Annotated in this window: 24 protein-coding genes; 6 read left to right on the forward strand and 18 right to left on the reverse strand. The window is 67.2% G+C overall.

Annotated features, from left to right (window positions below; translation table 11 throughout):
• Positions 1–14: 14 nt before the first annotated feature.
• The 9 genes from hprK to D0Y85_RS04970 all read right to left on the reverse strand — a co-directional run bounded on the left by hprK (position 15) and on the right by D0Y85_RS04970 (position 6,828).
• Positions 15–965: an HPr(Ser) kinase/phosphatase gene (gene hprK / locus D0Y85_RS04930; RefSeq protein WP_004147299.1), complete on the reverse strand. Its 951-nt coding sequence runs from the start codon at positions 963–965 to the stop codon at positions 15–17.
• Complete coding sequence (locus tag D0Y85_RS04935; protein ID WP_032977285.1) at positions 962–1,414, reverse strand: PTS sugar transporter subunit IIA; 453 nt, start codon at positions 1,412–1,414, stop codon at positions 962–964. Before D0Y85_RS04935 ends, hprK begins: the two co-directional genes overlap by 4 nt.
• Before the next feature lie 21 nt (positions 1,415–1,435).
• Positions 1,436–1,753 (reverse strand): ribosome-associated translation inhibitor RaiA, encoded by a 318-nt coding sequence (raiA, locus tag D0Y85_RS04940; protein ID WP_004147311.1) that lies wholly within the window; start codon positions 1,751–1,753, stop codon positions 1,436–1,438.
• Between the two features lie 58 nt (positions 1,754–1,811).
• Positions 1,812–3,251, reverse strand: a complete 1,440-nt coding sequence (locus D0Y85_RS04945; protein ID WP_117309700.1) for an RNA polymerase factor sigma-54 — start codon at positions 3,249–3,251, stop codon at positions 1,812–1,814.
• A 40-nt stretch (positions 3,252–3,291) separates the two neighbouring features.
• Positions 3,292–4,011, reverse strand: coding sequence for an LPS export ABC transporter ATP-binding protein (lptB, locus tag D0Y85_RS04950; RefSeq protein WP_025874019.1), 720 nt, complete (start codon positions 4,009–4,011; stop codon positions 3,292–3,294).
• Positions 4,011–4,535, reverse strand: a complete 525-nt coding sequence (gene lptA, locus D0Y85_RS04955; protein ID WP_025874018.1) for a lipopolysaccharide transport periplasmic protein LptA — start codon at positions 4,533–4,535, stop codon at positions 4,011–4,013. Before lptA ends, lptB begins: the two co-directional genes overlap by 1 nt.
• Positions 4,536–4,639: 104 nt before the next feature.
• Positions 4,640–5,215, reverse strand: coding sequence for an LPS export ABC transporter periplasmic protein LptC (gene lptC / locus D0Y85_RS04960; RefSeq protein WP_080149498.1), 576 nt, complete (start codon positions 5,213–5,215; stop codon positions 4,640–4,642).
• The gene (locus D0Y85_RS04965) at positions 5,212–5,760 is read right to left on the reverse strand and encodes an HAD hydrolase family protein (RefSeq protein ID WP_117309701.1); all 549 of its coding nucleotides are present in this window, start codon (positions 5,758–5,760) and stop codon (positions 5,212–5,214) included. The genes lptC and D0Y85_RS04965 overlap by 4 nt, the downstream gene beginning before the upstream one ends.
• A gap of 66 nt (positions 5,761–5,826) precedes the next feature.
• A complete protein-coding gene (locus tag D0Y85_RS04970) occupies positions 5,827–6,828 on the reverse strand; it encodes a KpsF/GutQ family sugar-phosphate isomerase (RefSeq protein WP_117309702.1) in 1,002 nt (333 codons plus the stop codon).
• A 54-nt stretch (positions 6,829–6,882) separates the two neighbouring features.
• Between D0Y85_RS04970 and D0Y85_RS04975 the strand changes: the two genes are divergently transcribed.
• The 3 genes from D0Y85_RS04975 to D0Y85_RS04985 are packed head-to-tail and all read left to right on the forward strand — an operon-like array spanning position 6,883 to position 8,720.
• Positions 6,883–7,113, forward strand: coding sequence for a BolA/IbaG family iron-sulfur metabolism protein (locus tag D0Y85_RS04975; protein WP_117309703.1), 231 nt, complete (start codon positions 6,883–6,885; stop codon positions 7,111–7,113).
• 21 nt (positions 7,114–7,134) lie between these two features.
• Positions 7,135–8,409: a UDP-N-acetylglucosamine 1-carboxyvinyltransferase gene (gene murA / locus D0Y85_RS04980; RefSeq protein ID WP_117309704.1), complete on the forward strand. Its 1,275-nt coding sequence runs from the start codon at positions 7,135–7,137 to the stop codon at positions 8,407–8,409.
• Complete coding sequence (locus D0Y85_RS04985; protein WP_025874012.1) at positions 8,406–8,720, forward strand: hypothetical protein; 315 nt, start codon at positions 8,406–8,408, stop codon at positions 8,718–8,720. The genes murA and D0Y85_RS04985 overlap by 4 nt, the downstream gene beginning before the upstream one ends.
• A gap of 115 nt (positions 8,721–8,835) precedes the next feature.
• On the opposite strand, the gene D0Y85_RS04990 is transcribed toward D0Y85_RS04985, so the two are convergent.
• From D0Y85_RS04990 to purM, 7 genes are all read right to left on the reverse strand, one after another.
• Positions 8,836–9,519 (reverse strand): DUF3108 domain-containing protein, encoded by a 684-nt coding sequence (locus D0Y85_RS04990; protein ID WP_117309705.1) that lies wholly within the window; start codon positions 9,517–9,519, stop codon positions 8,836–8,838.
• Positions 9,520–9,521: 2 nt separating this feature from the next.
• Complete coding sequence (locus D0Y85_RS04995; protein ID WP_117309706.1) at positions 9,522–10,319, reverse strand: DUF3108 domain-containing protein; 798 nt, start codon at positions 10,317–10,319, stop codon at positions 9,522–9,524.
• Positions 10,320–10,387: 68 nt separating this feature from the next.
• Positions 10,388–11,044, reverse strand: a complete 657-nt coding sequence (gene purN / locus D0Y85_RS05000) for a phosphoribosylglycinamide formyltransferase (protein WP_117311849.1) — start codon at positions 11,042–11,044, stop codon at positions 10,388–10,390.
• Positions 11,041–11,652 (reverse strand): DUF2238 domain-containing protein, encoded by a 612-nt coding sequence (locus D0Y85_RS05005; RefSeq protein WP_205420755.1) that lies wholly within the window; start codon positions 11,650–11,652, stop codon positions 11,041–11,043. Before D0Y85_RS05005 ends, purN begins: the two co-directional genes overlap by 4 nt.
• A gap of 94 nt (positions 11,653–11,746) precedes the next feature.
• Positions 11,747–12,169: a hypothetical protein gene (locus tag D0Y85_RS05010; RefSeq protein WP_117309708.1), complete on the reverse strand. Its 423-nt coding sequence runs from the start codon at positions 12,167–12,169 to the stop codon at positions 11,747–11,749.
• Positions 12,166–12,663: a hypothetical protein gene (locus D0Y85_RS05015; RefSeq protein WP_117309709.1), complete on the reverse strand. Its 498-nt coding sequence runs from the start codon at positions 12,661–12,663 to the stop codon at positions 12,166–12,168. The genes D0Y85_RS05010 and D0Y85_RS05015 overlap by 4 nt, the downstream gene beginning before the upstream one ends.
• A gap of 22 nt (positions 12,664–12,685) precedes the next feature.
• Positions 12,686–13,744, reverse strand: coding sequence for a phosphoribosylformylglycinamidine cyclo-ligase (gene purM, locus D0Y85_RS05020; protein ID WP_117309710.1), 1,059 nt, complete (start codon positions 13,742–13,744; stop codon positions 12,686–12,688).
• Between the two features lie 112 nt (positions 13,745–13,856).
• Between purM and D0Y85_RS05025 the strand changes: the two genes are divergently transcribed.
• The 3 genes from D0Y85_RS05025 to hda are packed head-to-tail and all read left to right on the forward strand — an operon-like array spanning position 13,857 to position 16,860.
• On the forward strand, positions 13,857–14,984 hold the full coding sequence (locus tag D0Y85_RS05025) for a DUF2066 domain-containing protein (protein ID WP_240329341.1): 1,128 nt from the start codon (positions 13,857–13,859) through the stop codon (positions 14,982–14,984).
• The gene (locus D0Y85_RS05030) at positions 14,981–16,153 is read left to right on the forward strand and encodes an AI-2E family transporter (RefSeq protein ID WP_117309712.1); all 1,173 of its coding nucleotides are present in this window, start codon (positions 14,981–14,983) and stop codon (positions 16,151–16,153) included. The genes D0Y85_RS05025 and D0Y85_RS05030 overlap by 4 nt, the downstream gene beginning before the upstream one ends.
• Positions 16,153–16,860, forward strand: coding sequence for a DnaA regulatory inactivator Hda (gene hda / locus D0Y85_RS05035; protein ID WP_117311850.1), 708 nt, complete (start codon positions 16,153–16,155; stop codon positions 16,858–16,860). Before D0Y85_RS05030 ends, hda begins: the two co-directional genes overlap by 1 nt.
• Before the next feature lie 526 nt (positions 16,861–17,386).
• Here hda and murU read toward each other — a convergent pair.
• Positions 17,387–18,097: an N-acetylmuramate alpha-1-phosphate uridylyltransferase MurU gene (murU, locus tag D0Y85_RS05040; protein WP_117309713.1), complete on the reverse strand. Its 711-nt coding sequence runs from the start codon at positions 18,095–18,097 to the stop codon at positions 17,387–17,389.
• Positions 18,098–18,108: 11 nt separating this feature from the next.
• Positions 18,109–19,134: a phosphotransferase gene (locus D0Y85_RS05045; RefSeq protein WP_093817558.1), complete on the reverse strand. Its 1,026-nt coding sequence runs from the start codon at positions 19,132–19,134 to the stop codon at positions 18,109–18,111.
• Positions 19,135–19,136: the final 2 nt, after the last annotated feature.

The following is a 19,136-nucleotide window of genomic DNA, read 5'->3' on the forward strand; positions in this document are numbered from 1 at the left end:
GAAGGACAGGGGGGTCAGGGCGTTCGCCGTTCCAGCAGGTTGCTGTGGCGGGCGATGAACATCGCCGCCGGGTCGATACCCTTGGTACGCAGAATGTGCAGGCGGGTGGCCGCCTCGGTCAGGACGGCCAGGTTGCGGCCGGGCATCACCGGCAGGGTGATCAGCGGCACGTCCAGGTCCAGCACGTGGCGCGTGCCCGAGTCGCCGGTCAGGCGCTCGTAACCGTGGGGGGTGGGCTCGGTCATCGGCTTGGTCAGGTGGACGATCAGCCGAAGGTACTTGTTCTTTTTTACAGCGGTGTCGCCAAACATCTCGCGCACGTTCAGCACGCCCAGGCCGCGCACTTCCAGCAGGTCCTGCAGCAGTTCCGGGCAGGTGCCATCGAGCACGTCGGGGGCGATCTGGGTGAACTCGGGGGCGTCGTCGGCCACCAGGCGGTGACCGCGGCTGAGCAGTTCCAGGGCCAGCTCGCTCTTGCCTGATCCCGCTTCGCCGGTGATCAGCACGCCGATGGAGTAGATCTCCATGAACACGCCATGCAGGATCACCCGCGGCGCCAGCGTCCGGGCAAGGTGATAGGACAGATGGTTGAGCAGTTCGTGGCCGCGCTTGGGTGACAGCCACAGCGGCGTGCCGGATTCATCGGCGGCCGCGCGCAGGTCTTCCGGGCACGGCTGGTTGCGGGTCAGCACCAGCGCCAGCGGATGCGACTGCATGATCTTTTCGATGGTTTCCCAGCGCTGGCGTGGTTCCAGCGCGTCCAGCCAGGACAGTTCCTCGGTACCGAGGATCTGCACCTTGTTGGGATAGATCGCATTGAGATAGCCGGCCAGCGAAGGGCGTCGCGAGACCGTATTGCCGGCCTCCAGCTCGCGCTTCTCGCCGGATTTGCCCGCTGCCCAACGCAGGCCGAGCCGCTCTCGCTGCTGTTCGAACAGTTCGCGGGCAGTGATGCTGGTATTCATGCGGCGCTCGCCGGTGGGGTCAGGTCCAGGGCCTGGCGCAGCTCCCGTGCATCACCGGCCTCGCGCAGCGCCTGGCGGATGCAGGGCGCGGAAAACAGCTCGGCCAGCTCGGACAGCAGCATCAGGTGTTGATGGGTGTAGTGGGCGGGAACGGCCATGGCGAACACCAGGTCCACCGGCTCGTCACCACCGAAATCGACCGGGGTCTGCAGGCGCAGCAGCGCGCCACGGGGGCGATCCAGGGTCGGCGCACGACCATGCGGGATGGCGATGCCGTAGCCGATCGCGGTACTGCCCAGCGCTTCGCGCTGGCACAGGTTGAGATAGATCTGTTCGGCGTTGGCCTGGCGGCAGGCCAGCAATCCGGCCGCGGCCTGCAGGACGCTGTCGCGGTCGGTGGCCGTGCAGAGCTGGGTCTGCACGGCCGCCAGGAGGTCAGTCAGGGGCATGTCTGCGGGGAGCGGTGGCGATCAGCCACCATTGTCGCCCACCGGCAGCGGTGCGTGCTGCTGTTTTTTCTCCTTGTGCTTGATCACCAGGCGGTCAAGCTTGTCCGCCAGCAGGTCGATCGCCGCATACATGGTCTGCGCATTGGCTTCAGCGTGCAGGGTCTGACCCGGAATATTGAGGCTGGCATCGACGTGGTGTTCAGTCTTCTGCAGCTTGAGCGTCACCCGCGCTTCGCAGTGCTGGTCGAAGTGTTTGCCGATCCGGGCCAGCTTCTCCTCTACATAGGACTGCAGGGCCGGGGTGACTTCGACATCTTTGCCAAACGTTTCGATGCGCATCGGGTTTCTCCTTTGATCGGATGTGCCAATGAACCTCTCCGCCGGGCGCGGCGGCGCGTCAAACGATTCTGACTCTTTCGTGCGAGGCGGAGATGTTCATGGCCTCACGATACTTCGCCACGGTGCGCCGCGCTACCGGAATTCCCGACGATTTGAGCAGGTCAGCCAGCTTGGCGTCAGAAAGCGGCTTGCGTGGGTTCTCGTCATCGATCAGGCGCCGGATCATGGCCTGGATGGCGGTGCTGGACGCTTCGCCGCCGCCGTCGGTGTCGATGCCCGAAGCGAAGAAGGCGCGCAGCGGCAGGGTGCCACGTGGCGTACGCACATGCTTGCGGGCGATCGCGCGCGATACGGTGGATTCATGCAGGCCCAGTTCGCCGGCGATCTCGCGCAGGGTCAACGGGCGCAATGCCTGTTCGCCGAATTCAAGGAAGCCCGCCTGCTGCTGGATCAGGCTGCGCACTACCCGCAGCAGCGTCTCGCCTCGCGCCTGCAGGCCCTTCAGCAGCCAGCGCGCCTCCTGCAGCTGGCCGCGCAGGTAACCGGCATCGGCGTCACCGCAGCGGCGGATCATCTGCTCGTAACCGCGGTGGATCACCAGCCTGGGGCCGGCATGGGCGGCCAGCGCGGCGCGCCAGATGCCGTTCTGCCGCCATACGACCACGTCGGGCACCACGTAGGTGTCCTGGGCGAGCGGGGCGATCTGGGTGCCGGGGCGAGGGTCCAGCGAGCGCAGCAGGGCCACGGCGGTCTCGACCTCGGCCAGCGGCTGCTTCAACTGCTGGGCCAGGCCGGTCACGCCCGAGCGCGGCAGTTGTTCCAGTGGGCCGGCGGCAACCTGTCGGGCCAGGGCCAGGCACGGGGTATCAGCAGGAAGCACGTCCAGCTGCAGTTGCAGGCACTCGCCAAGGCTGCGTGCGGCCACGCCTACCGGGTCGAAGCGCTGGATCTGGTGCAGCACGGTCAGGATTTCGTCTTCACCGGCGTGGATCGCCGGCAACAGCGCTTCGGCGATGGCCGAGAGCGGCTCGCGCAGATAGCCGTCGTCTTCCAGCGAATCGATGAGCGCGGCGCCGATGCTGCGGTCGCGCTTGGACAGGTGGGTCAGGTGCAGCTGCCACAGCAGGTGGTCGGCCAGGGTTTCGGTTTCGGCAACGCGTTCGGCGGCACTGCCATTGTCGTCGTCGTCATCGAAACTACCGCCGCTGCCGCCACTGCTCCAGTCCAGCTCGGCAGGCGCCCAGTCGTCGCCGCTGCTTTCAGCGTTGTCGGGCGGGGCGTCATTGTCGCCGCCCGCGTCCTCGCCGCTGCCGTCCTTGTCGACACCGGCACCTTCGTCGCTGCTGTCCGACCAGTCCAGCAGCGGATTGCTCTCCACCGCCTGGGCGATTTCCAGCTCCAGCTCGGTCGTGGACATCTGCAGCAGCTTGATCGCCTGCTGCAGCTGGGGCGTAAGCACCAGCTGCTGTCCCAACGATGTCTGCAGCCGAGTCTTCATGCCTGTGCCGAACGGAAGGGAGAGGGCCCGGCGGCCGCGGTCACAGCTTGAAGGAATCCCCAAGGTAGACGCGGCGCACGTCGGCGTTGTCCAGGATCGCCTCCGGCGAGCCCTGGGCCAGTACGGTGCCCTCTGCGAGGATATACGCGCGGTCGCAGATTCCCAAGGTCTCGCGCACGTTGTGGTCGGTGATCAGCACACCGATGCCGCGTTGCTTGAGATGGGTGACGATGCGCTGGATTTCGCCGACCGAGATCGGGTCGACACCGGCGAAGGGTTCGTCGAGCAGGATCAGCCGCGGCTTGGCGGCCAGGGCACGGGCGATCTCGCAGCGACGGCGCTCACCACCGGACAGGCTGGCACCGAGCTGTTCGGAAACATGCCCAAGCTGCAGTTCGTCGAGCAGGCTGTTCAGTTCGCGCTCGCGGCCTGCCGAATCCAGGTCCTCGCGCAGTTCCAGCACCAGGCGCAGGTTGTCGGCCACGGTCAGCTTGCGGAACACCGACGGTTCCTGCGGCAGGTAGCCCACGCCCTGCTTGGCGCGGGTGTACATCGGGTCGCCGGTGATGTCCTTGCCGTCCAGCACGATGCTGCCGGCATCGGCACCGACCAGGCCGACGATCATGTAGAAGCAGGTGGTCTTGCCGGCACCGTTGGGACCGAGCAGGCCGACCACTTCACCGGCGTCCAGGGTCAGCCCGAAGTCCTTGACGACTTCGCGCTGCTTGTAGCGTTTGCGCAGGCCAGTTGCGACGAGCATTACTTCTTGCCTCCAGCCGGAGCCGGAGCGGCAGCAGGCGTCTTGTTCTTCGGCGGAATCACGGTGCGCACGCGGCTGCCATCGCCGCCGGAGTTCATTTCACCGCTGCGGGTGTTGTAGACCATGCGCTGGCCCGCATTGGTGCCGCGCGCGCTGGTGACCTTGTAGTTGCCGGTCAGGGTGATGATCTCGGTGGTGATGTCGTAGTCGATCCGGTCGGCCACCGCATCCATCCAGGTGCCATCGTCGAGCTGCTGCTTCATCTTGGCCTGCTTGCCGGTGAACACCGCACGCACGGCTTCGCCGCCCTTGAGATAGATCTCTGCTTCGGACGAGCGCAGGTCCAGGGTGCCCTGGGTGATGATCACGCCACCGGACAGCACGGTCTTGCCATCACCGGTGAGGGTGCCGGACTGCGCACCGGAATCAATGTTCATCGCTTCGTTGCGGTCCGTCGACTTGGCAAAGGCGACAGCGGGGACAAGAAGACTGAGTGCGAGCACGGCTGCAAAGGGAATCTTCATCGGGGTCCGTTCTACCGGTGGTGGCCCTCCGGCGGGACCGGGGGCGGCGGGTGGGGGCTGCCGGCTTCGCGCCTGTCGGAAGACGTCGCGGGCGGGCGGCGGAATCAGCGCTTGGGCGTGTATCGACCCTTGGACTGGCTGAGGAAATGATACGTGTTGTTCTTCGAATCCACCTCGAACCCGACGCCGGACTGCTCCATGCCGGGCCGGGTCATGGTCACCAGGGCATCGGTGCGGGCGCGGTTGTCCTTCGGGAATACATCCAGGTGGTCGGTGCGGAAGGTGGTCGGGACCACGCCCGGGCCGGCCGGGCTGTCGCCGGCGACGTTGCCCCGCAGCTTCATCTCGTCGCCCTTGGCACTGAGCCAGCCGGTCTGGGCGCGCAGCGTCCAGTGCTTGCCGTCCTTGTCGGGCATTTCGAACAGCGGCGTGGTGATGTTGAGCGTCTGGTCACCACGCTGGCGTTCCAGCAGGGGCGCGCGCAGGGTGGTCGATTCCTTGCCATGTTCGTCCAGGGCGACGATCTGGAAATCGTGCAGGATGTAGTCCACGCCGGCGTCCTGGCCTTCGGCGGCAGGTGCCTTTTCGCGGTTGCGCAGCGCCGCCCAGCTGCTCAGCAGGGCGGCCAGCAGCAGGCCGACGCCGAGGATCATCCGCCAGTTCAGGGTGGGGGCATTCATGCGCCGAACCTCGCCAGCACGGCGTCCACGCGGCCCTGCGCGGCCAGCAGCACGTCGCACAGCTCGCGCGCGGCACCACGGCCACCGTCAGCACGGGTGACCCAGTGCACGCGCTCGGCGATCCACGGGTGGGCATTGGCCGGAGCCACCGCCAGGCCGACCGCGCCCAGCGGCGCAAGGTCCGGCAGGTCGTCACCCATGAAGGCCACCTGCTCCAGGCCGATGCCGTGCTGGGCGCACAGCGCCTGCACGCTGGCCAGCTTGTCGCCGACGGCAATCTGGGTGTCGATGCCCAGGTCGGCGCCGCGCTTGAGCGCGGACTGGCTGTTGCGCGCGGTGATCAGCACGGGGTGGATGCCGTGCTGCTGCAGCAGTTTCAGGCCCAGACCATCCTGCACGAAGTACGCCTTGCTCTCGTTGCCATCCTTGTCGTAGTACAGCCGACCGTCGGTGAGGGTGCCGTCCACGTCGAAGCAGGCCAGGCGGATACCGGCCGCAACGGCATGCAGGTGGGCGGGGAAGGCGGGCAGGGGGGACCAGGGCATCAGGGCATCGGACTCAGTGGTTGCGGGCTCGTTGGTACAGACTGAATGGGGTCTACGGACTGTCGGTTAAACCACCCGGGCCCGCAACAGGTCATGAATGTTCAGCGCGCCGACCGCGCGGCCCTGGTCGTCGACCACGATCAGGCCGGTGATCTTGTGCGTTTCCATCAGCCGCGCAGCTTCTACCGCCAGCTTGTCGGCGCTGATGGTGCGCGGTTGCCGGGTCATCACATCGGCGATCCTGGCGGTGCGCACGTCCAGGTCGGTGTCCAGGGCGCGGCGCAGGTCGCCGTCGGTGAACAGCCCGATCAGCACGCCCTGGCCGTCGACCACGGCGGTCATGCCCAGGCGCTTGCGGCTCATCTCCATCAGCGCTTCGCTGAGGCTGGCGCCGACATCGACCTTGGGCAGGTCCGCACCGGTGTGCATGACGTCGGTGATGTGCAGCAGCAAGCGGCGGCCGAGGCTGCCGGCCGGGTGCGAGCGGGCGAAATCGTCGGCGGTGAAGCCGCGAGCGTCCAGCAGGGCCACCGCCAGCGCGTCACCCATCGCCAGCGAGGCGGTGGTGCTGGAGGTCGGTGCCAGCGCCAGCGGGCAGGCTTCGGCCGGCACGCTCACATCCAGGTGGAAGTCGGCGGCGCTGGCCAGGCTCGACTGCGGGCGGCCGGTCATGGCGATCAGCACGTTGCCCTGGCGCTTGAGCACCGGCAGCAGCATCAGCAGCTCATCCGATTCGCCCGAATAGGACAGGGCCAGCACCACGTCGTCTTCGGTGATCATGCCCAGGTCGCCGTGGCCGGCCTCGCCCGGATGCACGTAGAACGCCGGGGTGCCGGTGGAGGCCAGGGTGGCGGCGATCTTGCGTGCCACATGGCCGGACTTGCCCATGCCGGTGGCGACCACCCGGCCGCGGCTGCCCAGGATCGCCCGGCAGGCCTGCTGGAACGCGTCGCCGAGGCGGTCGGCCACCGCGTCCAGCGCCTGCCGTTCGATCTCGAACACACGCCGGCCACTGGCGACCAGGGCGGCAGGGTCGGGGGAACGGGGGGGCAACAGGGATTCGGCCATGCGGACGCCACGCAGCGGAAGTAGAATGGACCCACATTTTATTAGGAAAGCCCGTTGGACGCCGACACCATCCGCAATCTGATCGAAACCGGCCTGCCCGGCGCCCGCGCCGACGTGCACGGTGATGATGGCGTGCATTTCGAAGCGACCGTGGTCAGCGAGGCCTTTGCCGGCAAGCTGCCGCTGGCCCGCCACCGGATGGTGTATGCCACTCTGGGTGACCTGATGGGCGGCGCGATCCACGCGCTCGCACTGAAAACCGTGACCCCGGCCGAAGCCGGCTGAACCGCAGAAGATCCCCAATACATGGCCAAGATCGTTGTGACCGGCGGCGCTGCGCTGCACGGTGAAGTAAGCATCTCCGGCGCCAAGAACGCCGTCCTCCCCATTCTCTGCGCGACCCTGCTGGCCGACGCGCCGGTGGAGATCACCAACGTGCCGCATCTGCACGATGTGGTCACCACGGTGAAGCTGCTGGGCGAACTGGGCGCGAACGTGACCATCGACCAGGGCACGCTGTCGCGTGGCAGTGCGATCGTGGTCGACCCGCGTCCGGTCAACCAGCATGTGGCGCCGTATGAGCTGGTCAGGACCATGCGCGCCTCGATCCTGGTGCTGGGCCCGCTGCTGGCCCGCTTCGGCGCCGCCGAAGTATCGCTGCCCGGCGGCTGCGCGATCGGTTCGCGCCCGGTCGACCAGCACATCAAGGGCCTGCAGGCACTGGGTGCCGAAATCGTGGTCGAGAACGGCTTCATCAAGGCCACCGCCAAGCGCCTGAAGGGTGGCCACTTCACCTTCGACATGGTCAGCGTGACCGGTACCGAGAACGTGCTGATGGCCGCAGTGCTGGCCGAAGGCACCACCATCCTCGACAACGCGGCGATGGAACCGGAAGTCACCGACCTGGCGCATTGCCTGATCGCGCTGGGCGCGAAGATCGAAGGCCTGGGCACCGCCCGCCTGGTCATCGAAGGCGTCGAACGCCTGTCCGGTGGCCGCCATGAAGTGCTGCCCGACCGCATCGAAACCGGCACCTTCCTGGTGGCCGCAGCGATGACCGGCGGCAAGGTGACCGTCAACCGTGCGCGCCCGAACACCATGGATGCGGTGCTGGCCAAGCTGGTGGAAGCCGGCGCGACCATCGAGACCAGCGAAGACAGCATCACCCTGGACATGCACGGCAAGCGGCCGAAGGCAGTCAACCTGACCACTGCGCCGTATCCGGCGTTCCCGACCGACATGCAGGCGCAGTTCATGGCGCTCAACTGCGTGGCCGACGGCGTGGGCGTGATCAATGAAACGATCTTCGAGAACCGTTTCATGCATGTCAACGAGCTGCTGCGCCTTGGCGCGGACGTGCAGGTGGAAGGCCACACGGCCATCGTGCGTGGTCACGAGCGCCTGAGCGGTGCACCGGTGATGGCAACCGACCTGCGCGCGTCAGCGTCGCTGATCCTGGCCGGCTTGATGGCCGATGGCGATACCACCATCGATCGCATCTACCACCTTGATCGCGGCTACGAAAACATCGAAGAGAAGCTGTCTTCGCTCGGCGCCACCATCCGGCGCGTGGCCGCATGATCCTGCGCGGCAGGTTCAGCCGTCGCCGCAAGGCGCTTCTGGTGCTGGTGCTGATCGTGCTGGCGTGGCTGGGCTATGCCTGGTACGCCAACATCGCCATCACCAAGGGCATCGAGCAGAAGGACATGGACTGGAATGGCGACGGCACGGTAACCCGTGACGAGATCATCCAATCGTTCTACGCGGTTGCGGTGAACGACAGCCAGGACGGCAACCGCCATTGCCGCACGTTCGTGCGCCGATCCACGGGCGAGCAGATCCGGGTCGACTGCCGCACCGAGTTCAAGCCGGCGGAAGAAACGAAGAAATGAAAAAACGCCCGCGAAAGCGGGCGTTTTTGTGTGCGGGGCGTGAATCCACGCTTGGCGTGGATCGACGTTGGGCGGTAGCGCCGGGCCATGCCCGGCGAGCGCGCAGCGCGATCGATCAGTTCATCGACTTGATGGTCAGGTCCAGCGCATCGCGGCCGCTTTCACGCTGCAGCATGCGCGCCGGCACGGGGAACTCCGGCACGATCCAGGCAATCAGCTCCTTGTTGCCGTCGACGCGCGAGACCTTGGTCGCCTCGTAGCTCTTGCCGCCAACGGTGACCGCTTCCTTGCCCACCACGCGGTAGGTCATGTTCTTGATGCGGCCCTCGTCGACCATGCGATAGGTCAGCGGCTTGCCGGCAGCCAGGTCGCGGGCGATGGCCAGGTTGATCAGCAGCGCGTCCATGTCGCCGGACTTGAGGGCGATCGGGCCGGCGCGATCCGGCTTGATGTCGCCGGTCCAGGTGGCCTGGTTGCTGGTCCAGTTGTAGTTGGCCTGCACATTGCGCTTCTTCACCAGCAACGCGGAGCGGTCTTGGCTGCTGAGCGGGCGCAGCTGCCCACGCACCTCCTCGAACACCGTGCTCTGGCTCAGGTCCGCCAGCTGGTTCTTGACCTGCAGGCTGTAGCGCCACTTGTTGGCACCTTCGCTGGCCAGGGTCATGCTGCCATTGGCCTGCATGCCCATGTAGCTGGCCAGGTAGTCGGCCTTGAACGGCTGCAGGGCCATGGCCGGCAGGCTGGCCACCGACAATGCGGCAGCGGCGATCCAGGTCAGGGGGCGGGTCAGGGTGTTCATGCTCAGACTCCTTGGTATTCGATCAGGCGCAGATCGACGCGATCTTCGCCATCTTCGCGTTGCAGGATGCGCACCGGGGTGGGGACACCGTTGGCGATCCAGAGAATGGTTTCATTGTTGCCGCCGTTGGTGCGATACACCCGCAGCGCGTTGTAGGACAGGTCGCCGACCTCGACGTTCTCGGTCTGCGGCGCGGCCTGGTAATCGTGCTGGCGCACCTTGCCCATGTCGACGTAGCGATAGTGCATGGCCGCGCCGGGACGCGCGTCGCGCATGATCGCCAGGTTGATCAGCAACGCGCTCTGGTCCCCGGCCTGCAGTGGAATCGGCTGGGCGCGCTTCTTTTCCACGTCGCCGCTCCATTGCGCGGTACCGGCCTGCCAGTTGTAGGTGCCGACCGCCTTCTTGCCCAGGAACAGGCCCTTGCGCACCGTGCTCTGGCTGAGCGGCGCATACACACCGCTGCGCTCCTCGAACACCGTGCTCTGCTCGATGTTCAGGCCCAGCACGCTGGCAAAGCCGCGGCGGCCGACCACCTGCATGTCCACCCGCCACTGGCTGCCGCCGGTGTGGGTGACCTGCATGGTCGCATCGCCCGCTTCCTTGCCCTTGTAGAACGCCTGGTAGGTCGCGCTGAACGGCTGCAGCGGCGGCGGCTCCCAAGCCAGGGCGGGCAACACCGGCGGTGCCACCTCGGCAGGTGCCGGCGCAGCAGGCGCTGTTGCCTGGCCCCAGCCCGCACAGGCGAGGACGGCAAGCGGCAGCAGCAGAGTTGTACGCAGCAGGGACGTGGTCTTCATGGCCGACAGGAACCGCAGGAGGGGAGCAGGATGCCAGCCCCGCAGTCAGCGGGGCGTGTGCACGGGCGTTACCGGTTCAGGTTTCCGGCGGAATCTAGAGCCAAGGGGCTAAACAGGGGGTGACCGTCGAGCGTCGGCTGGCCTTCCCGTTCAGCCAGGCGCCCCGCACAGAGCAGTTCCAGGGTGGCGATCAGCAGGGGATGCTCCACCGCAAGCACGCGTTCGGCCAGGGTCTGCGCATCGTCGCCGGCAAGCACCGGAACCCGGGCCTGCGCCAGCACCGCGCCGGCATCCAGTTCCGGCACCACCAGATGCACGCTGGCGCCGTGCTCGACGTCTCCGGCCTCAAGCGCCCGTGCATGGGTGTGCAGGCCCTTGTGCAGCGGCAGCAGCGAGGGGTGGATGTTGACCAGGCGACCATTGAACCGCTGCACGAAATCGGGGCCGAGGATGCGCATGTAGCCAGCGCAGACGATCCAGTCCGGTCTGGATGCTGCCAGCGCATCACCCAGTGCCAGCTCGTAGGCGGCGCGGTCGCTGAATTCCTTCGGCGCATGCCCCCAGCGCCGATCCGTTGCCACCCGCTCCAGTGCGGCGGCAGCGGGACGATCGGAGAACACGCCGACAATCTCGGCCTGCAGTCGCCCTGCCGCGATGGCGTCGACAATGGCCTGCAGGTTGCTGCCGCGCCCGGATGCCAGCACGGCGATTCGGCGGATGCTCATCGCACCGCGCTCCGGCGCACCAGCGGCCACAGCAACAGGCTGCCCAGGGTCGCCAGCAGCATGTCCGCATGCGCGTCCCACATGTCGCCCTGCTGGCCGTTGTAGGCTTCGGCCGCTTCCGGCGACAGGGCAAGGGCGATGCCCCATTCCAGCCACTCATACACCAGGCTGGAACACATCACTGCCATCAGTGCCAGGGTGAATGCCTGGCCGATGCGCAGCGCAGGCCAGGCATGTCGCGCCAGCTGCAGCAACGCCGGGGTGAAGCAGACGCCATAGAGGAAGTGGATCAGGCGATCGAAGTGGTTGCGCTGCCAGCCAAACGCTGCGTCCGGCGACCATCCCAGCAGCGCCTGCAACCACGCGTCATACGGCACGTTGGAATACAGCCAGCGCGCGGCCACGCAGTGGATGGCGATGAAGCCGCAGATGGCGATGAACGCACCGTTGCCCAGCTGCCAGCGCCGGTTCACCCACCACAGCGCCAGCAGGCCGATCACGGTCAACGAGCTGTGCAGGGTCTGCTCGAGCGGCCACAGCGGATGGATCCAGGTGGCGGCGAAGATGCCCAGCACCGCGACCAGTGCGGCCTTCTTCGGTGCCGACAGTGAGTGGGTGGCGCGGTTGCGGGCGAGCGTGGGGGCAGCGGGCGTGGACATGTCGGGGCGATCAGCAGAGGAGACGGAACATGCGCTTGCCAGCTCAGACGCTGACGTGGTCGCCGCGGTCGAACAGTGCGGCGATCTCCGGCTTGCGCAGGAAATACACCGCGTAGGCGGTGAGCGCCATGCCCAGCGGGCCGGCCATCACCGCTGCCCAGGCCGCGCCGCGGCACCAGGCCAGGTGGCTGCGCTGGCCAAGCAGCCGCGCGGTGCGCAGTTGCAGGAAGCCCAGCCCGATGGCCAGCAGCGATACGGCGCCGTACACCGTCGCCAGCACGGCGCCGTCGTCCATGCCGCGTTCGAAGGCGACGATGCCGACAAAGCCGAGGAACACCAGCGCTGCCAGCCAATGGAAGCCGGCCAGTGCGTAGAACAGGATCTTCAGGGTGTGCAGGTGGCTTGCGGTCTGCAGGTCCGCCAGGGTCTGCCGTGGCAGCGGTGGCGGGTTCATTCCATCGCTCATGCCACACCCGCCTGGCCAGCGAAGGCGGCCTTCACCTGTGGGCGCAGCAGCACGACCAGGGTGAACACGCCGAGGATGGTGCCGATGGGAGTGAACAGGCACGACAGCCCGGCCACGATCATGCACAGCAGGTAGCGGCGCTGCTGCGACAGGCAGCGGCCGGCATAGGCCACGAAACCTGCCAGGGTCAGCCCGCCGAGCACGATGCAGACGCCCATCACGGTGAACAGCCAGCCGACGACCTGCTGCTCCTCCGGCGATGACGGTTCACCGCCGGACTTCATCGGCAGCGAGCCGGACAGCATGGCGATGCCCAGCACGATGTGCAGGACGAAGACCAGCGAGAACACCGCCATCAGGCCAGCGACCACATAGTGGCCGATCGCCAGCTGGCGCAGCTGGGTGGCGTCCTGCGGGCCGAACACCGGCATGGCCGGGTTCGGCGGCAGCACCGGCAGCACCGGCGGCGTCGACAAGGGAGGAGGTGCGTCCATGCGGGTTCCTTTGTCCTGTGGATCAGGCGATGTGGACGCGTTCGCCGCCCTGGGCGGTGACCACCTGGCCGATCGTCCAGTGCTCCAGGCCTTCCGCCTTGACCGCAGCGGATACGGTCTCGAGCTGGTCCGCAGCGACGATCAGCACGAAGCCGATGCCGCAGTTGAAGGTGCGCCACATCTCGCTGTCGGCCACCGCGCCTTCCTTCTGCAGCCACTGGAACACCGGCGGCAGGGTCCACGACGAGGCCTGGATGTCCAGGCCGAGGCCTTCGGGCACCACGCGGATGATGTTCTCGGTCAGGCCGCCACCGGTGATGTGGGCCATGCCGTGGATGGCATCGCCGTGCGACTTCAGCAGCGACAGGATCGGCTTGACGTAGAGGCGGGTGGGGGCCATCAGCGCATCGACCAGCTTGACCCCGCCTTCCAGTTCCAGCTCGGCCGGGCGGCCGGCGCGGTCGTAGATGCGACGGACCAGCGAATAGCCGTTGGAGTGCGGGCCCGACGAGGCGATGCCGATCAGCACGTCGCCGGCGGCGACATTGGCGCCGTCCTTCAGTTCGCTCTTTTCGACGGCCGCGACGGTGAAGCCGGCCAGGTCGTACTCGCCCGGCGCGTACATGTCGGGCATCTCGGCGGTTTCGCCGCCGATCAGGGCGCAACCGGCCTCGGTGCAGCCGTTGGCGATGCCGCCCACGACCGCGGCGGCGGTGTCGATGTCCAGCTTGCCGGTGGCGAAGTAGTCCAGGAAGAACAACGGCTCGGCGCCCTGCACCAGCACGTCGTTCACGCACATGGCGACCAGGTCGATGCCGATCGTATCGTGGCGGTTCAGCTGGTGGGCCAGCTTCAGCTTGGTGCCGACGCCGTCGGTGCCCGACACCAGCACCGGCTCGCGGTACTTGTTGGACAGGTCGAACAGGGCGCCGAAGCCACCCAGGCCGCCCATCACCTCCGGACGGAAGCTGCGCTTGACCAGGGGCTTGATCCGCTCGACCAGTTCGTTGCCGGCGTCGATGTCGACACCCGCGTCACGGTAGGTGAGGGGAGAAGGGGCGGAAGACGGGCTGTTGGTCACGGGCGTCGGCGCTGGCAGGGGTTGAATCGCCGATTTTAACAGGCCGCATTGGCGCAAAGGCCGTATTCGGGCAACAATTCCCCCCGGATACGTCGAGCCAATGGATGTCCTGATGCGCCGCAGCCTGTTTTTGACCCTGCTCCTTGCGCTGTGCCTGCCGGTGGCCACGATGGCCCAGAGCGGCATGCGAACCGAGGGGGATGTTGCCACTGCCAGTGGTGCGTACGAGGCCGAAGTGCCCGTCAACAGCCAAGCCGAGGCTGACCGCAACGGTGCACTTGCCCGCGCGTTGAGCGTGGTACTGGGCAAATTGTCCGGTGATCGCAGCGTCATGTCGCGCCCTGGCGTGGTCCAGGCGCTGCGCAATGCCAAGGACTATGTGGCCAGCTACGACTACAGGCAGGACCAGAGCGTGGGCGCCAGCGGTGCGCCGAGCTTCCGTACCCTGCTGGTCGCGCGCTTCCGCGAGGATGACGTGGACGGGCTGGTGTCGGCCCTGGGCCTGCCGCTGTGGCCGCAGCCCCGGCCGAAGCCGGTGCTGTGGCTGGCCGTCGACGACGGCAGTGGTCCGCGCCTGGTCAGCGTGCAGCAGGCCAATGCCGCGCGGCCGTTGCTGAGCCGGGCCATCGAGCGCGGTTACAAGCTCGGCCTGCCTAGTGGTGGCGCCGCAGAACAGGCCCTGGCCGGTGCCATCTGGCGCCAGGACAGCGCTGCTGTGGCCCGGGCCTCGTCGCGCTATTCGCCGCCGATGCAGCTGATCGGCAAGCTGTACCGCGCCAATGGCGGCTGGCAGGCGGACTGGGTGTTCGTCGACAACGGCCGGGAACTGAACAAGTGGACCAGCAAGGACGCCAACGCCATGCGCGCGATGGCCGCCGGTGCCGATGGCGCTGCCGACGCGCTGGTCAAGCGTTATGCCAAGGCTGGTGCGGCCACCGGCCAGGCGGGCACCTACCGCGTGGTGGTGACCGGCATCAACAGCGCCGACGAGTACCTGCGCCTGGCCGCCGGCCTGCGTGAAGTGGCGGTGGTGCGCAACGTCACCCCGCTGCGCGCGACGGCCGACCATCTGGAGCTGAATCTGGAAATGACCACCGGCCTGGCCGGCTTCAACCGCATGCTTGGCGACAACGGCGTGCTGGTGCCGTCGGCGACACTGCCGGCCCTGCCGACGCCGATCGACGACACGACCGGTGCACCGGCACCGGCGCCGGTCAGCAACGAGTACCGCCTGCGATGATCCTGTCCCCGGAAGCGGAAATCGCACAGTTCCTGCGGCGGTTGAAGTTCATCCTGCTGGCCGGCCTGATCGGCTGGGTCGTGTGGCTGCTGGCGCCGATCCTGACGCCGTTCGTGCTGGCGCTGGCGCTGGCCTGGCTGGGCGATCCGCTGGTGGACCGCATCGAAGACACCGGCCGCTCGCGCATGACCGGCGTGGTGCTGGTGTTCGTGGCGATGGTGCTGGTGATCGTCGCGCTGCTGCTGGTGCTGGTGCCGATGATCGAGCGCCAGATCAGCACCCTGATCGCCGCGGCCCCGCAGGCGCAGGCCTGGCTGATGGAGAAGGGCATTCCCTGGTTCGAGCAGAAGACCGGGCTGGAAGTGATGCAGTGGATGGATCCGGACCGTGTGATTGAATGGGTGCGCAGCCATTGGCAGCAGGCCGGCGGATTCGCCACGACCTTCATGGGCTACGTATCGCGCTCGGGCTTCACGGTGGTGACCTGGGTGGTCAACCTGCTGCTGCTGCCGATCCTGGCGTTCTACTTCCTGCGTGACTGGGACACGCTGGTCGAACGCGTGGCATCGGTGATCCCGCGCAACCAGATCGGCACGATCACCACGCTGGCACGTGAATCCAACGAGGTGCTTGGCGCCTTCATCCGCGGGCAGTTCCTGGTGATGCTGGCGCTGGGCGTGATCTACGCCGGTGGCCTGTCGCTGGTCGGGCTCAAGCTGGGCCTGCTGATCGGCCTGATCGCCGGCCTGATCAGCTTCATTCCCTACCTGGGCGCGACCACCGGCATCCTGATGGCGATCGTGGCCGCACTGGTACAGGCGCAGGGGTTCGACCTGAAGCTGCTGATCCTGGTGGGCGTGGTGTTCACCGTTGGCCAGCTGCTGGAGAGCTACGTGCTGACCCCGCGCATCGTTGGCGACAAGATCGGCCTGCACCCGGTGGCGGTGATCTTCGCGGTGATGGCAGGCGGCCAGCTGTTCGGCTTCCTGGGCATGCTGCTGGCGCTGCCGGTGGCGGCGGTCAGCAATGTGCTGTTGCGCTATGCGCACCAGCGTTACCGCCAGAGCGAGCTGTACGCCGGCGAGAAGCCCACGATCGTGCTTGATGGGGTGATCGACCAGCCCCATCTCATCGTGCCTGGCAATGACAAGGGTCCGGAACTGAAGTGATTGGTGTGCCGCAACTTCCGCTGGCCCTGCATTACCCGCGGGACCAGCGGCTGGAAAGCTTCATCGGCGCGCCGGACGGCGCGCTGGCGCAGCTGCATGCCATCGCGGTAGGGGCCAGCCACGACTGGGTGTACCTGGAAGGCGCGGCCGGCACCGGCAAGACCCACCAGGCGCTGGCGATGTGTTCCAGCGCCGAGCAGGCCGGGCGCCTGCCGACCTATGTACCGCTGACCAGCGTGGTCGGCCGGGTGCGGGTAGCGCTGGAAGGGCTCGAGCAGCGCGAGCTGGTGGCGCTGGATGGCCTGGATGCGGTGGCAGGCAATCGTGAGGACGAAATCGCGCTGTTCGATTTCCACAACCGCGCGCGCGCTGCCGACGTGACGGTGCTGTACACCGCACAGAAGTCACCGGGCGAACTGGGCCTGGTGTTGCCGGACCTGCGTTCGCGCCTGGGCCAATGCGTGCGCGTGCTGCTGCAGCCGCTGGATGAGGAAGGCCGCGCGGCGGTGTTGCGCGAGCGCGCGCTGCGCAGGGGGCTGGCGATCGACGAGGCCGCCATCGAGTGGCTGCTGTCGCACACCGGGCGCGAGCTGGGTGGGCTGATCACGTTGCTGGACTGGCTGGATCGCGAATCGCTGGCGGCGAAGCGGCGGATCACCGTGCCGTTCCTGCGCCAGGTGCTGGAAGAAGGCCGTCCTCGTTACTGAGAGGTGTTGGGTGTTAGGCAGGGCTGCACCCTGCACCCGCAGAAGCCGAGCAACGTCAACGTCAAAAGCTGGCTTCCTTAGGGGAGGCGGGGTGGCTCAGGTTGCGGGGGACGGCGCAAGTACGTCCATGTAGCCTCGGTCGCGCCATCCATGGCGCTCACGCCCCCGCAACCTGAGCCACCCCGCCTTCGACAGGTTCCCGCGATCTGTCGGGTCGGCGTTCTGCACTGCTGTTGGTGGGTGTCGACCTTGGTCGACACGTGTCTTGCTTCTAGTGGGTGACGACCGTTGGTCGTCACCAGAGCAAGCGCAGCGAAGCGACCCGCTTTTGCTTTTCTTTTTCTTTTTCCGTGGTTGGACGCACACGGAAACTGTCAGAGGCCGGGCGGGGTGGGTTGCGCAGGGGCGTGAGCCGCATGGATGCGGCGACCGAGCTTACATGGACGTACTTGCAGCGTCCCCTGCGCAGCCCATCCCGCCCGGCCAAGCAAGGCTTCTGCTTCAGATGCGACCAACCACGAGGGGCTCAGCCGTTCGCAGCCAACTCAACATCCAGCGCGCGCAGGCGATCCACCGTCCCGACATCGGTCCAGCGCCCGCGATGGTGCTGCCCCGTCATCAACCCCTGTGCCATGAAATGCTTCTGCAACGGCACCACCGAGAACTTCGGCGGCACACGCTCGCTGCCCGGTGCCTCACCGATCACCGCGCGCCAGTCGGCCACGATGGACGGGCGATAGACGCCGATGCCCGCATAGGTCAGGCACGGGCCTTCGCGGTCATGGTGCAGTACACCGTGCGCGTCCAGCCGGTAGTCGCCATTGGGGTGCTGCGCCGGGTTGTCGACCAGCACCAGATGCGCTTGGCCGGCCGGCTCACGCGGCAGCGTGGCGAAATCAAAATCGGTCCAGATATCGCCGTTCACTACCAGGAACGGATCGTCCCCCAGCGCCGGCAGTGCATTGAGGATGCCGCCACCGGTTTCCAGCGGGGTATCGCCTTCGTGCATGAAATGCAGGCGCAGGCCCCACTGGCTGCCATCGCCCAATGTGGCCGGGAACTGCTCGGCGAGCCACGCGGTGTTGATCACCACGTCGTGGATGCCGAGCGCGGCCAACCGCTGCAGATGCCACACGATCAGAGGTTTGCCGGCCACCGCCAGCAGTGGCTTGGGCGTGTGCAGGGTGAGGGGGCGCATGCGCTCGCCCAGGCCGGCGGCGAAAATCAGTGCCTTCATCGACGCGGCCTTCAGCGCTGCACGCGCATCGGCGCGGCCAACTCGGCCAGTGCCGGTTTGATCCGCGTTTCCAGCAACTGCTGCAGGGGCGCCAGTTCGCGGTAGCGCGGCAGCACTTCATCAAGGTAGGCGATGAAGCGCGGCGCATCGTCCAGGTAGTGGCCCTTGTTGTCGCGGTAGCGCAGGCGGCAGAACAGGCCGAGGATCTTCACGTGGCGCTGGATGCCCATCCAGTCGGCATCGCGCAGGAAGGTGGCACGGTCGGGTACCGGCAGGCCGGCATCGCGTGCGCGCTGGTGATACTGCGCCAGCCATTCGTCCACGCGCTGCAGCGGCCAGCTCAGGAAGGCATCCTTGAACAGACTTACCGCGTCGTACGCGATCGGGCCACGCACCAGGTCCTGGAAATCCAGCACCGCCGGGCCGCCATCCACCGGCATCAGGTTGCGCGGCATGTAGTCGCGGTGGGTCATCAGCTGGGCCTGGCCCAGCGCGTTGTCCATCAGCCGACGGTGCACCAGCTGCAGCCCTTCGATCTCGCCGCAGTCCAGTTCAAGGCCAAGATGGCGTTGCAGGAACCACTCGTCGAACAGGCCGGCATCACGCTGCAGCAGCGCTTCGCCGAACTGGCCGAAATCGGCCGGCACCGGAATGGCCTGCAGGCGCAGCAGCTGATCGATGGATCGGCTGAACCAAGCGTCGGCATTGCGTTCGTCGAGGATCTTGGCCAGCGTCGGGCCGCCCAGGTCTTCCAGCAGCAGGAAGCCGGCGTCGAGGTCCTGGGCAAGCAGGGCGGGCACGCGGAGGCCGTGATCGTGCAGCAGGCCGCGCATGCGCAGCCACGGCGTGGGGTCTTCCAGCCCCGGCGGGGCGTCCATCACGATGTGGCTGCCGCGCTGGCTGGTGGTGCGCCAGTAGCTGCGCATGCCGGCGTCGACCGAGGCGCGTTCGACCACGGCGTTGCCATCGTCAAGCTGGGTACGGGCCCACTGCAGGCGCTGTGCGCTGCGCTGGGGATCAGAGGCGGGTTCGGTCATGC

The organism is Stenotrophomonas sp. G4 (assembly GCF_003428825.1).
Classification (GTDB): Bacteria; Pseudomonadota; Gammaproteobacteria; order Xanthomonadales; family Xanthomonadaceae; genus Stenotrophomonas; species Stenotrophomonas indicatrix.